Annotated in this window: 10 protein-coding genes; 3 read left to right on the top strand and 7 right to left on the bottom strand. The window is 59.6% G+C overall.

The window, feature by feature from the left end:
• Positions 1 to 5: 5 nt before the first annotated feature.
• The 3 genes from serA to B2696_RS00135 form a co-directional block, all read right to left on the bottom strand.
• Complete coding sequence (gene serA, locus B2696_RS00125; protein ID WP_286953114.1) at positions 6 to 1,592, bottom strand: phosphoglycerate dehydrogenase; 1,587 nt, start codon at positions 1,590 to 1,592, stop codon at positions 6 to 8.
• 96 nt (positions 1,593 to 1,688) lie between these two features.
• Entirely contained in the window at positions 1,689 to 2,588 is a 900-nt protein-coding gene (locus tag B2696_RS00130; protein WP_286953116.1) for a hypothetical protein, read from the bottom strand.
• Positions 2,578 to 4,371 (bottom strand): GmrSD restriction endonuclease domain-containing protein, encoded by a 1,794-nt coding sequence (locus B2696_RS00135; RefSeq protein WP_286953118.1) that lies wholly within the window; start codon positions 4,369 to 4,371, stop codon positions 2,578 to 2,580. Before B2696_RS00135 ends, B2696_RS00130 begins: the two co-directional genes overlap by 11 nt.
• Positions 4,372 to 4,609: 238 nt before the next feature.
• Between B2696_RS00135 and B2696_RS00140 the strand changes: the two genes are divergently transcribed.
• Positions 4,610 to 5,857 carry a TM2 domain-containing protein gene (locus tag B2696_RS00140; RefSeq protein WP_286953120.1) on the top strand — a complete coding sequence of 416 codons (1,248 nt, stop codon included), beginning with the start codon at positions 4,610 to 4,612 and terminating at the stop codon, positions 5,855 to 5,857.
• A 27-nt stretch (positions 5,858 to 5,884) separates the two neighbouring features.
• Here the strand turns inward: B2696_RS00140 and B2696_RS00145 are convergent, their stop codons facing one another.
• The 4 genes from B2696_RS00145 to B2696_RS00160 all read right to left on the bottom strand — a co-directional run bounded on the left by B2696_RS00145 (position 5,885) and on the right by B2696_RS00160 (position 10,463).
• Positions 5,885 to 6,814, bottom strand: coding sequence for a cation diffusion facilitator family transporter (locus B2696_RS00145; RefSeq protein ID WP_286953122.1), 930 nt, complete (start codon positions 6,812 to 6,814; stop codon positions 5,885 to 5,887).
• A gap of 166 nt (positions 6,815 to 6,980) precedes the next feature.
• The gene (gene ilvC, locus B2696_RS00150; RefSeq protein WP_286953124.1) at positions 6,981 to 7,994 is read right to left on the bottom strand and encodes a ketol-acid reductoisomerase; all 1,014 of its coding nucleotides are present in this window, start codon (positions 7,992 to 7,994) and stop codon (positions 6,981 to 6,983) included.
• Positions 7,995 to 8,094: 100 nt separating this feature from the next.
• Positions 8,095 to 8,610: an acetolactate synthase small subunit gene (ilvN, locus tag B2696_RS00155; RefSeq protein WP_075729672.1), complete on the bottom strand. Its 516-nt coding sequence runs from the start codon at positions 8,608 to 8,610 to the stop codon at positions 8,095 to 8,097.
• Positions 8,607 to 10,463 carry an acetolactate synthase large subunit gene (locus tag B2696_RS00160; RefSeq protein ID WP_276623419.1) on the bottom strand — a complete coding sequence of 619 codons (1,857 nt, stop codon included), beginning with the start codon at positions 10,461 to 10,463 and terminating at the stop codon, positions 8,607 to 8,609. The genes ilvN and B2696_RS00160 overlap by 4 nt, the downstream gene beginning before the upstream one ends.
• A 380-nt stretch (positions 10,464 to 10,843) precedes the next feature.
• Here B2696_RS00160 and B2696_RS00165 point away from each other — a divergent pair, with 380 nt between their 5' ends.
• Positions 10,844 to 11,371, top strand: coding sequence for a PH domain-containing protein (locus tag B2696_RS00165; protein WP_286953127.1), 528 nt, complete (start codon positions 10,844 to 10,846; stop codon positions 11,369 to 11,371).
• A 66-nt stretch (positions 11,372 to 11,437) separates the two neighbouring features.
• Positions 11,438 to 13,291, top strand: a complete 1,854-nt coding sequence (gene ilvD / locus B2696_RS00170; protein WP_276623422.1) for a dihydroxy-acid dehydratase — start codon at positions 11,438 to 11,440, stop codon at positions 13,289 to 13,291.
• Positions 13,292 to 13,322: the final 31 nt, after the last annotated feature.

The raw sequence follows: 13,322 nt of genomic DNA on the forward strand, positions 1-13,322 counted from the left end.
GTAACTTAGGCGTCGAAGTCGATCTGCTGGCTCGTTGCGCCCAGTGCGGCGTTGATGTCATCCACCAACTCTTCCGGCACCTCGCGCTCAACTCGCAGAATCAGCACTGCATCGCTGTCTTCCTTACCCTGCGTCAGCGCTGCAGCTTCGATGTTGATGCCCGCCGCACCCAACTTGGTGCCCACGGTTCCCAAGGCGCCAGGGGCATCAGCATAGGAGAAGAAGAGGTTGCGGCCCATAGCGCGCATGTCGACGCCACGTGCGTCAATACGGATGATCTTCTCCACCCCGTCGATTCCGGTCAGAGCACCGGTCAGAGTGCTCGTGGAGCCATCCGCCGCGATGACGGTAACAACGAGGGAGGAGCGCTGGCCCTTGGACTCGGCCTTGGTGGAGACGTTAACCTCGACACCGCGCGACTCGGCTATCTGCATGGCGTTGACAAAAGTAACCGGCTCGGAAATGACGCCACTGAATAGGCCACGCACAGCAGAGAGCCCTAAGGCGCTAACATCCTCGTTGGAGAGCTCGCCGCAGGCCTGAACCTTGATCGCAACCGGCGCCTGTGCGAGCAACTTGCCCGCGGCCAGACCCAGCTTGCGGGACAGATCGAGCCAACCTGCAACTTCCTCACCCACAGAACCACCGGAAACGTTGACGGCGTCTGCCACGAACTCGCCGGCCAGGGCCTTGAGCACGGAATCTGCAACGTCGGTACCGGCGCGATCCTGTGCCTCGACAGTGGATGCACCCAGGTGTGGTGACACCGTCACCTCAGGCAGGCCGAAGAGCGGCGAGTCGGTGCAAGGCTCTGTGGCATAAACATCGAAGCCCGCACCGCGGTGATGGCCTGCGCGAATGGAATCTGCCAAGGCCTGCTCGTCAACGAGTCCACCACGGGCGGCGTTAATGATGATCTGGCCCTTCTTGGCCTTGGCCAACACGTCCTTATCGAACATGCCGGCGGTTTCCGGAGTCTTGGGCAAGTGGATGGTGACAAAGTCCGCACGAGCCATGAGCTCCTCGAGCGAGACGAGATCGACGCCCAGTGCGGCGGCGCGGGCCGGGTTGGCATAGGGATCGTAGGCAATGATGCTGGTCTCAAAAGCCTTCAGGCGCTTGGCAAAGAGCTGACCGATGTGGCCAAAGCCCACGATTCCGACCGTCTTGCCGTAGATTTCCACGCCTTTAAAGGAGGAACGCTTCCACTCGCCCTCACGCAGCGAATGGTCAGCTGAAGGAATCTGGCGCGCAGTGGCAAGAAGCAGGGCGATGGCCTGCTCGCAGGCGGAGTGAATATTGGAGGTCGGCGCGTTGACCACCATGATGCCGCGCGCGGTGGCGGCGGGGATATCAACGTTGTCTAGACCCACGCCTGCGCGGCCGACGATCTTTAGATTGGAGCCGGCAGTGAGGACTTCCTCATCGACGGTGGTGGCAGAACGCACTAAAAGCGCATCTGCTTCAGGAACCGCGGCCAAAAGCTCGGGGCGGTTGGGGCCATCTACCCATCGAACCTCAACGGAATCCCCAAGGGCTTCCACGGTGGAGGGGGCAAGTTTATCGGCGATGAGAACTACCGGCTTCGACATATCTTCCTTCAACTCGACTCTCTGTATGAGGCGTCTGCGCTCAAGTCTCACCGCACGTCGGACGAGCTTGAGACAGACGATGAATTGAAGAGTAGTTTATTGCTCGTAGCCCCGCGAGATCTTTTCACTAATTTCTTCTGGGCGACCAAACTCCGGCCCAAGAGCGATAAGGGAACCATGCTCTAAGCCGATGACCATTGCGGCACTCGCTTTGGTTGCCATGAGCTCGGAACTGGGCATAACCAGTACAGTTCCGCCATAAGCATTGGCGTTGATAACATTGGCCAGCGGCGTCGCTGCGGTTGCAATCATATTAGGGGCCATTTGTGAATCGCGTCTCGACTGCCCTTCAATGGCCGGCATCGTGCGTTCCTCATCGCTGCGGACCAATGGTTCCCACGCCGCCTTGAGTTCGGTTTTCTCATCGGAATCGAGCTGCGCCACGGCCTCTACCATCTGGGACGGACTCGCCACGACCTTCGAGGTAAACTGAAAAGCCGTGAATTGCCCCATCGCCGCGGTGGTGCCCGGATCATGGACAACCTCAAGGGAGCCTTCTGCCTCGGCCCACGACACCTTTCCCACGGTGACAACCTGCTCGACTTCTAAGTCTCGAACCAACTGCATTATCGCGCCGCGGTCTTCGTCGCTGTAGACCACCAGCGGCACGCGTTGGGATACAGCCAGAGACGCCGCGCGCAACAGCGCCGAGTCGCGGTCCTCGGCCACGATGAGGGTACGCGTATTCGAAAAGAAAGTACGAGCGCTTTCAATGCCGCTGGAATCTTCTATGACCTCGATCTGATTCTCAAACTTTGGATCAACCAGGCGGTGCGTATTTTCGGCGCGAGCCTTCTCAAGATCAATCTCCGAGTCCGGCAGCGAGGTGATGCTGGGGGAAACCAGCTTCTCGCTGCCTCCGATTCCAGAGCAGGCCGAAAGGGCCGCCGTTAGGACAAGAATTGAGAGCGAGGCACCAAAGATTCTAACGGGCAAAGGCCTGTGGCCCTTCCTCGCCCCCTGCAAGATCTTCCTCGTCCACGTCACGGATGACGGGTTTGCCCAAGGCATGTTCAACGATGCCGACGAAGCGCTCACGCCTGTCGATGAAGAACTCCTCCGCCTTGGCAGCGTGCAAAAGCTCGGGGTCGAGATCGTGGGATTCGAGTACCACATCAAACTCGGGATCTTCCATGATGGACTTGGACTGCACGCGCGGCAGGTAGCGGGCCGGCGAGTTGCCGTCGATGACAACCTCGGTGCGCTTGCCCATGGGGGTGCGGTTGAGAACCGACTCGGCGAGAACCTTGTCCACTCCGTGACGCTGGCACCAATTCAGCGGGAAGATGGCGTAGAAGCCGGGACGCAGACTCTCTACTGTCTTCCGGTTGAACTTTTCTCCCGTCCGCCAGTCTTGGGCACCACGCGACATCAGCAGGGCATAGATGCCGTGCCACACGCCATCGTGCGCGTCCACGGACAACAGGCGCGACTCGCGGAACCTAGCATCACGAACGGTTTTAGGAATCTCTTCTGTGGTTCCAGAGACCCACTCGGTCACTTCTTCGACGTCCCGTGCTGCACGCAACTTGACGGCGGAAGATCCATAAAGCTCGCCGAATACGCCACACCAGAACCATTGGTTGATCTTGTCCCAAGCCTCTTGGCTCGACAAGACCCCACTGCGCTGCGCCAGCCGGGCCAGAATAACCGCGAGGGGAATGATCTGCTCAGTGTAGGGAACCTGTTCAATACTAAAGATGCAGCGCTGCGCCAAGAATGCAGCCACCTCGCGGAAAGTAATGCGCAACGAGGCCGACGCGCTCTTGTATTCATTGAGCGTGAGCTTGACGATGTCGCCCCGCTCACCGCCGGCCCTGCCGCGCTCGCCGCTGACCAGCAGGGAGACTGCAGAGAGGAACTCATTGCGCCCGATCCCGTCCAGTGCTGGGGCGCGACGGAGATCCTTTTCCACCAGGGTCCAGTCTTGTGCCAAGTGGAAGTGCGAATCTTCCGCGGCGAATACAGCGGTGAGCAGATCGAACACGTCCATCTGCAGCCCCGCCGAGTTGGCCTGCGCGAAGATGGAGCCAACACCGGTGAGCGGGGTCTCGCGCGCAATGCGGATCATGGGGACGTCATAGGCCGCCAGTGGGCGCAAGATGCGGTTATTGAAGGCGGCGAGAGCCTCTCGGTCTTCCCCCTCGCTCTGGGCGGCGAGTTCGAACAGCATCGACGTACCCTCCTCACTCAACAGCGAAGCTACAGGCAAGCAATAGGCATCGATGGCCTGCTGCCTATCCACGATGGAGGAGACAATGGTGGGCGCAAAGTGGGAGCGGATCTCCCCGTTTTGATTGACGGCAAATACCGCATCATCCGGCATGACGTCTTCTTGGGTGGCGCGGCGAATATCCACGTAGAAAGTGCGGGTGATCTTCTTCGAACGAAAGTCCTTAGTTGAGACGCTTCCCGAGCCGCGCAGGCAGTGATAGAGCGTGGTTAGGCGCTGCTGCCCGTCCAGCAGTAGTAAGCCCGGCTTGACCCCAGGATCCGGCGCGCCTGTGAGCGGACGCGGACGAAAACGCATCTTCTCATTGCGCGTGTCCAAGGCCATGAACGCGCCGATGGGAAAACCTCTCAGCACGGTGACGATAAGTGAGCGAATGCGGTCCTCGTCCCAGGCATAATCTCGCTGGAAATCAGGCAGCTGAATATCGCCGCGATCAACCCGGGCGAAGAGGTCGGTGAGGTCATAGCTTGGCGTCGAAAAACCCATGAGCCCGAGCCTACCCCCATAATGCCCGCGGCGCGGGGTGCCCGTGCTTTGCGTTGGCGTGGCCTTCTGCTTGAATGGAGGATCTAGAATTGAGGATCGAGACTAGTCGCGCTCCACCCCTGCCTTCTGCTCCTTCCCACCGCGGCTCTTCCCACGAACTAGGAGACCCTGCACTGTGCTAGACCATTCGTCAGCCCCACATTCCGAGTATTTTCTCCCTTCTGGCAATCAACCTGCTGTGGTTGATGTAGTTGGCGAGATTTATCATGCCGACGCGATACAGACGGCCGTCGCCGGACTTTCTCCCGCCCCGGACGGCAGCTTCCATGTCTCAGTATCCATCGTCCCCGAGCTCGATAATAAGAACTCCGCCACGGGCACCGCTCTCTCTATACGCAGCGGCGATGAGGTCTTAGGCTTTATCCCCGAAGCCTTAAGCGCCGCTTATTTTCCGGAGTTCTCCCGCGTCTATGAAAGTGGTGCCGTTGCCACGACGATGGCTACTGTACACATCGAGTCGCGGCTCGATGGTGACCTCGGGTTCCAGCTGCGTTTGGCCTTGTCTGGCCCCAATACCAATGTCCCGATAAATGAACCGCCATCAAGCCCGTGGGCGCTGCTCCCTTTCGGCGAGTCACTAGCGGTGGAGGCGGCAACGGATGCGGACGTCGACAAGCAAAGCCATCCGCATGCTGTGTTCGTCACCCTAAAAGAGCGTCCCGGGCAGGCCGTAGCGCTTCTCGATGTCTCTGTCGATGCTCAGGACTACGGAAGGCTCGGGGACACAGACTCCGAGGCCCTTCTTCCCCTTGTGCGCCATTACGAGGCGCTGGGGCTTATCGTCGCGGGATTTGCCACGACGGATTCACAAGGCCGCCTTTTCCTCCACGCCAAGCGTGCTGCGCAAATCAGTGAGGAAGAACTGGAGCCCCAGGTCAATCCTCTGCCGGCCTTGGTGCCCCAAGCGCCCACCCGACGCACGGTCCCTCGCGAGGCATCGCCTTTCGCTACCGCTTCTGAAAAGACAGCGGGCACGCCGCCCGACACCGACACGCCAAGCGGCCCCGCGCAACCCAGCAGGGATATCTCGAACCCTTTCCTCGATCCGCGTCCAGAGCCACAATCAAACGCGCTGCTTAGTGCCCCAACTCCTCCTCCGACGGTGCCTGCGCAACTACCTGCTCAGCGACCGGCGACGGGGCCCTCCCCCTACGGCTCCCCCTACGGCCTTTCGGCCCAAGAGGAATCTCCGTTGACTGTCTCACACATTTTTTCGGAGCACATCAATCGTCCAGTAATGTGGCTGTTGTGGCTTTTTACTGGATTCTTCGGAGGCCACCGCTTCTATCTCGGCAACTACGGGATCGGCACTCTCCAGCTGCTCACCTTTGGCGGCTTTGGCCTGTGGACGCTTGCCGACGCCTTCTTGATCTCCAACCGTGCACGCAATATCGACAACGGCATCGAACCGCGGTGGAAATTCTAACCCCCGAAGAGCCAGCGGCAGCAGGCTCTACTTTGATCGCAGATCGCTACAAATAACCTCGTGCTGGCGGTGATCCTTGGTTTCTATTTGTATGGTGGCATGATCAATTCCGAACTCCCTGAAGACTGCCTGGACATCATCGAGAACACAGCCGCGGTCAGCATCCTCCGCCACCACAACGTGGCAGGTTCCTAGTTGCTGCACTCCATCGTGGGACCACACATGCACATCGTGGACTTCACGCACCGCGGGAAGCGAACTCACGGCTTCTTCCACATCCTCCATCTCGATTTCTTGGGGCACCCAATCCATAAGAACGCTCAGTGCCTTCTTGGCGAGGGACAATGCCCGGGGGAAAATGAGCGCGACAATCAACAACGAGGCCACTGTATCCACCCAGGCAATTCCGGTAAAGGCGATGATAACGCCGGCCACTATAACTGCAATGGAGCCGAAGAGATCCACCAAGATATGCAGGTAGGCTCCCCGTACATTGAGACTGGTGCGCTGATGTCCGTGCAAGATCGCGGCCCCGATGATGTTGGCCGTCAGACCAATAGCGCCCACGATGAGCATCAGGCGCACGTCGATTTCTTCATGCGAGCCGATACGACGCACCGCCTCTACCGCAATCCAGATGGTTACTGCCAGTACCGTCACAGCATTGAGAAGAGAGGCGATGACTTCTACCCTTCCCATCCCATAGGTAGCTTTGGCGCTGCTGCCCTTGGCTGCAACGAGGGCCGCGATAAGGGCGACAACAAGGCCGGCGGAATCACTCAGCATGTGCATCGCATCAGATAGCAGGGCTAGTGAGCCAGAAATGAAAGCCCCGAAAAGCTCGGCAAAGAAGATGGTAGCGGTCACCGCTAGTGTGGCCGCTAAGTATTTCCAGCTTTTTCCTGGCGCTGGCGCCCCGACGTGCGCTCCGGAGGCGGAGTTGTCATGTGTGTGCATGTCTTAAGACTACTCGTATTTTCACTAAGGTCAATCTATTGAAAATACGATTGCGGGGATCGCCGCCTGCGTGGAGGTGCCCGCATAGCAAAAGTGCCCCTATGGAAACCACAGGGGCACTTTTGCCCTATTGGGCCTGGCCTTGACTTTGCCTTCAGCCAGTTGCTTAAGCCGTGGCGTCGAGCGGGTTCTTGACCCAGCTCATGAGATCGCGCAGCTTAGCACCGGTGACCTCAATCGGGTGCGCAGCAACCTCAGCGCGCAGACCCTCGAGCTCCTTGTTGCCGCCCTCAACGTTAGCGACGAGACGCTTGACGAAAGTGCCGTTCTGAATGTCGGTCAAGACATCCTTCATGCGAGCCTTGACATCCTCGTTGATGATGCGCGGGCCGGAGATGTATCCACCGAACTCAGCGGTATCGGAGATGGAGTAGTTCATGTTGGCCAGGCCACCCTCGTAGATGAGATCAACGATGAGCTTCATCTCGTGGCAAACCTCGAAGTAAGCCATCTCGGGCTCGTAGCCGGCCTCAGTCAGGACCTCGAAGCCGGTCATGATGAGCCGCTCCAGGGAGCCACAGAGAACTGCCTGCTCACCGAAGAGGTCGGTCTCGGTCTCATCCTTGAAGGTGGTGGGGATGACGCCGGCGCGAGCACCGCCGATAGCAGCAGCGTAGGACAGAGTCAGGTCGTGGCCTTCACCCTTGGGGTCCTGGGCAGTGGCGATGAGGCAAGGAACGCCCTTTCCATCGATGAACTGGCGACGAACCAGGTGACCTGGCCCCTTAGGAGCAACCATTCCAATGGTGATGGAAGCATCCGGCTTGATGAGGCCGAAGTGGATGTTCAGGCCGTGGCCGAAGAACAAGGCGTTGCCTGCCTCCAAGTTGGGCTCGATGTCCTCTGCGAAGATCTTGGCCTGGGAGGTATCCGGTGCCAGCAGGACAACCACGTCGGCCCACTTGGAAGCCTCAGCATTGCTCATGACCTTGAAACCGGCCTCTTCAGCCTTCTGACGGGACTTGGAGCCTTCACGCAGGCCGATGACGACCTCAACGCCGGAATCGCGCAGGTTCTGAGCGTGCGCGTGCCCCTGGGAGCCGTAGCCGATAACGGCTACCTTGCGGCCCTGGATGATGGACAGATCGGCGTCGTCGTCATAAAAAGTCTCAATTGCCATTTTCTTAAAATCTCCTTGAGGTTGAAAGCCGTGTGGCGGGTATCTCTATTGTTCTATTAATACCACACGGCGGGATAAGTTGCTCACATTGTGAGATTGACTATTTGCTTGGAGCCATCGCTTTGGGCCCGCGCGCGAGCGCGACGTGGCCGGATTGAATGAGCTCACGAATGCCGAAGGGCTCGAGCACCTCCAGCAAAGCGGCGAGCTTGCCCGGGGTTCCGGTTGCCTCGACGACAACGGATTCCTGTGCCACGTCTACGACGCGAGCGCGGAAAATGTTGACCGCGTCAACCACCTGGGGGCGGTTGGAATTATCAGCGGCAACCTTGACCAACATGATGGCCCGGGCCACGCTCGAATCCTCCTCCAGCTCTACAACCTTGATCACGGGGATGATCTTGTTGAGCTGCTTCGTAGCCTGCTCGATGACGATATCGGAGGCGTCGACGACAATGGTCAAACGGTTGATACCCTCCGTCTCGGTGCGGGCCGAGACTAAGGAAATCAGGTTATAGCCGCGGCGGGTGAACATTCCGGACACCCGTGTGATGATTCCATCTATATCCTGGACTAGTACTGACAGGGTATGGCGAGTAATCTCCGTGGATCTCATTGGTCTTGGGCCTCCTCCAAGGTCTCGTGGATTTCAGCAGGTTCTTCGGCCGCTGACTCGTTTTCATCGAAGAGCGGGCGCAGGCCGAGCGCGTACTGAATCTCCTCGTTGGACTTTCCGCCACCAATCATCGGCCACACCTGAGCATCCTGGCCAACAATGAAGTCGATGACGACAGGACGGTCATTGATGGTGCGCGCCCACTCGATAGCCGGCACGACCTCTTCTTCCTTGGTGACGCGAATAGACTCGCAGCCCAATGCCTCCGCCAATTGGACGAAGTCCGGCACGTAGACATCCTGCTCACGCAGCTTGGTGCTCGAGTAGTTCTGTCCGAAGTACAAGGTCTGCCATTGGCGGACCATTCCCAGGTTACCGTTATTAATAACAGCAACCTTGACCGGGAAGCCCTCGACCGCAGCCGTGGTCAATTCCTGGTTCGTCATCTGGAAACAACCATCGCCGTCGATGGCCCAGACCTCACGGTCCGGCTCGGCCGCCTTGGCGCCCAGCGCTGCAGGAACTGCGTAGCCCATGGTTCCCGCGCCGCCGGAGTTGATCCAGGTGCGGGGACGCTCGAAGTCGATGAACTGCGCCGACCACATTTGGTGCTGGCCCACACCTGCACAGTAAATGGCATCCGGCCCCACAGTCTCGCTGAGTTTCTCCAGCACGAACTGCGGATTAAGCATGCCGTCAGCGGTGGGCTCGTAGCCCCGCGGGAAACGGTTCTTGAGATCTTCAAGGCATGCCAACCACGCCGAGATTTCCGGCGGATTCGCCGTGGAGTCGTTGCGGTAGGTCTTTGTCAGCTGCAACAAGACCTCCCTGGCATCGCCCACGATGGGGACGTTGGCTTCGCGGATCTTGCCAATCTCAGCCGGATCAATGTCGGCATGGATGACCTTCGCGTGCGGCGCGAAGGTCGAGGTATCCCCTGTTACGCGATCGTCGAAACGAGCGCCGATGGCGATAAGCAGATCCGCGCGCTGCATTGCAGCCACAGCGGGAACCGTGCCGTGCATTCCGGGCATCCCGAGGTGTTGCGGGTGTCCGTCCGGGAAGGATCCCAAGGCCATGAGCGTAGTCACGACGGGGATACCGGTGTATTCCGCAAACTCGAGGAGTTCGCGGGAGGCTTCGGCCTTGATGACTCCGCCGCCGACGTAGAGCACCGGCTTCTCCGACTTGGCAATAAGCTTGACAGCCTGCGAAATCTGCCGAGGGTGCGGTGTGGTGGTCGGCTTATAGCCCGGCAGGTCGAAGCGGGCCGGGAAAGAATAATCCAGATAAGAGTTCTGGACGTCTTTAGGAATATCCACCAAGACGGGGCCAGGGCGACCGGTGGAGGCCAAGTGGAAGGCCGCCGCGATTGCTCCAGGAATGTCTTGAGGATCGGTAACAATGAAGTTGTGCTTGGTAATAGGCATGGTCACGCCACGGATATCGGCCTCTTGAAAGGCGTCAGTACCCAAAAGCGTGCGGCCCACCTGCCCGGTAATTGCCACTACAGGTACCGAGTCCAAATTGGCATCCGCCAGCGGCGTTACCAGGTTGGTAGCCCCCGGACCCGAGGTGGCGATGCACACGCCGACCTTTCCGGAAGCCTGAGCATAGCCCTCAGCGGCGTGCCCGGCACCCTGCTCATGGCGAACAAGCACGTGACGGAGCCGGGTTGACTCATAGAGTGCGTCATAGAGCGGAAGCACGGCGCCGCCCGGAATGCCGAATACTAGGTCGGTTCCGAGATCTTCAAGGGTGCGGACAATAGCTTGGGCGCCGGTGATGCGCTCGGGGCGCTGCTTTCTCGCAGACGCCACCGACGCGGGGGTCGGCGGTGTGGAAGCTGCCACGATGTGAATGCTCCTTGGTTTAGCGTTTCGATACTGCTGCTTCGGCTTCTTCGATCCCGATGGTGGTGGGCGAAGTCCTCACATTGATCCTGCGACCTAGGTGCGGCCACATATAAGCAAAGCCCCCGTCACAACCTCAGGTGAGAGGCTGGCGAGGGCGCTTGCTTTCGACGACAAATAGTCTTTACGGCAAGCGCCGCACTAGTACTACCTGAAGTCGAATGTTGATCATGCCGACGACTTTACACTGACAGTTATCAATCCGCAGCCATATGCCCCGCAACCCTACCCCCGTTTTGGAATCTCCTTCCCACTTAATGGGACGCGCCACCATAGGGCGGCTAGCCGAATCACGTCAACGTGAATTAGCATGAGGAACCATGACCCAATCAACGCCTCCAGGGACTCACCCGCCGACCGAGGTTTTCAAGCCAGCACGCGACCATATCCTGGCCATCGCCCTGCTGACTGGGATCGCCCTGCTCAGCATCAGCTGGGCGCCTCAATATCTAGCCTGGCTTCTCATCATCCCAGCGCTAGCGCTGTGGTGGGTCATTAAATCTCGTACCAGAGTTTCTGAGAGCGGAATCTCCGTTTCCTATGCCTTCCGCGCCAACACCTCCATCACCTGGAAAGACTTCGCCGGCATTGGATTCCAACGCGCCCACGCCTTCGCGCGCACCAAAGATGGCCGCCAGTTCACCCTTCCCGGAGTTACCTTCAACTCCCTTCCGCGGCTGGCAGCCGCCTCACGAGGCCGCATCCCCGATGCCCTCACGGCCGGTCAGGAAGCTGCAGATGACAAGGTCGTGGTAATTCACCGCGATGGCCGGCAAGTACTTCTCAACAAGGACGATTACGAGCAGTATCGCGCCGAGCACCCCGATGTAGAGGGTACTGAGAAATAAAGTCGGCGTACCCCGCCGCCTGCACCGAGATAGTTATTCACCTAGTTAAGAAAGTCCTCCCACCCCATGTTCCCGCTTCGTTCTAAAGTCACCACGGTCGGCCGCAAGGCCTCTGGTGCCCGTGCCCTGTGGCGCGCCACCGGAACCAAAGAAAACGAGTTCGGCAAGCCCATCGTGGCGATCGCCAACTCCTATACCCAATTCGTGCCCGGTCACGTCCACCTCAAAAACGTCGGCGACATCGTTGCCGAGTCCATTCGCGCCGCCGGTGGCGTACCGAAAGAATTCAACACCATCGCCGTGGATGATGGAATCGCCATGGGCCACGGCGGAATGCTCTATTCGCTTCCCTCCCGCGAGATCATCTCCGACTCAATCGAGTACATGGTCAACGCGCATACCGCTGACGCACTCGTGTGCATCTCCAACTGCGACAAGATCACCCCAGGCATGCTCAACGCCGCGCTGCGTCTGAATATCCCCACGATCTTCGTCTCCGGTGGCCCGATGGAAGCCGGAAAGGCCGTCGTCGTCGACGGCGTTGCAAAGGCTCCGACGGATCTCATTACCGCCATCACCGCTTCTGCCTCCGATGACGTCTCGGATGCGGACTTGCGCATCGTCGAAGAGTCGGCCTGCCCCACCTGTGGTTCCTGCTCGGGTATGTTTACCGCCAACTCCATGAACTGCCTCACCGAGGCCTTGGGATTGGCGCTGCCGGGCAATGGCACCACGCTGGCTACCCACACTGCTCGGCGCGCACTGTTCCGCAAGGCCGGCGAGACCATTGTCAAGCTGTGCCAGCGCTACTACGGCGAAGAAGATGAGTCGGTTCTGCCGCGCAACATCGCCACCAAGGAAGCCTTCACCAACGCGATGAGCCTCGATATGGCCATGGGTGGATCGACCAACACGATCCTGCACACCTTGGCCGCTGCACAAGAGGGCGAGGTGGATTTCACCCTCGATGACATCAACGAGATCTCCTACCGAGTGCCCTGCCTGTCCAAGGTCGCGCCTAACGGCAACTATCACATCGAGGATGTCCACCGCGCCGGCGGCATTCCGGCCATCCTCGGCGAGCTGCGCCGTGCTGGACACCTCAACCTCAAGGTGCACACCGCGCTCTACGATAACGCGGAACAATGGCTCGATGATTGGGACATCCGCAACGACAAGGCTCTAGAAGAGGCCCGGGAACTCTTCTACGCAGCACCGGGTGGCGTCCGCACCACGGAGCCCTTCTCCCAGTCCAACCGTTGGGAGTCGCTCGATACCGACCAGGCTAACGGCTGCATCCACGACGCCGAGCACGCCTTCTCCTCAGATGGCGGGCTCGTGGTCCTGCGCGGCAACCTGGCCCCCAACGGCGCCATAGTCAAGGCCGCGGGCGTCGAGGAAGAGCTCTGGAAGTTCTCCGGCCCCGCGCGGGTCGTCGAATCCCAGGAAGAGGCCGTCTCCATCATCTTGAAGCGCGAGGTCAAGGCGGGAGACGTCATCGTCATCCGCTACGAGGGGCCAGCCGGTGGTCCGGGCATGCAGGAAATGCTGCACCCCACCTCCTTCCTCAAGGGCTCTGGCCTGGGTAAGGCTTGTGCTCTCATCACTGATGGGCGCTTCTCCGGAGGCACCTCCGGGCTTTCCATCGGCCACATCTCCCCCGAGGCCGCGCACAAGGGCATCATCGGCTTGGTGGAGAACGGCGATACCATCACCATTGACATCCACGAGCGCCTCCTTAGCTTGGACGTCGATGCAAAGGAGCTGGAGCGGCGTCGTCTAGCGCAGGAGGAGCGCGAGAACCCATGGACCCCGGTCGAACGCGATCGCAAGGTCACCAAGGCTCTGCGTGCTTATGCCCACATGGCTACCTCCGCAGACCGCGGCGCGGTCCGCATCGTTGACGGTCGCGTGGATTAACGCACCCCGCTCAAGGGACGCGGCTGGGGTT

It is taken from the genome of Corynebacterium sp. UBA4397, assembly GCF_002390965.1.
GTDB lineage: Bacteria > Actinomycetota > Actinomycetes > Mycobacteriales > Mycobacteriaceae > Corynebacterium > Corynebacterium flavescens.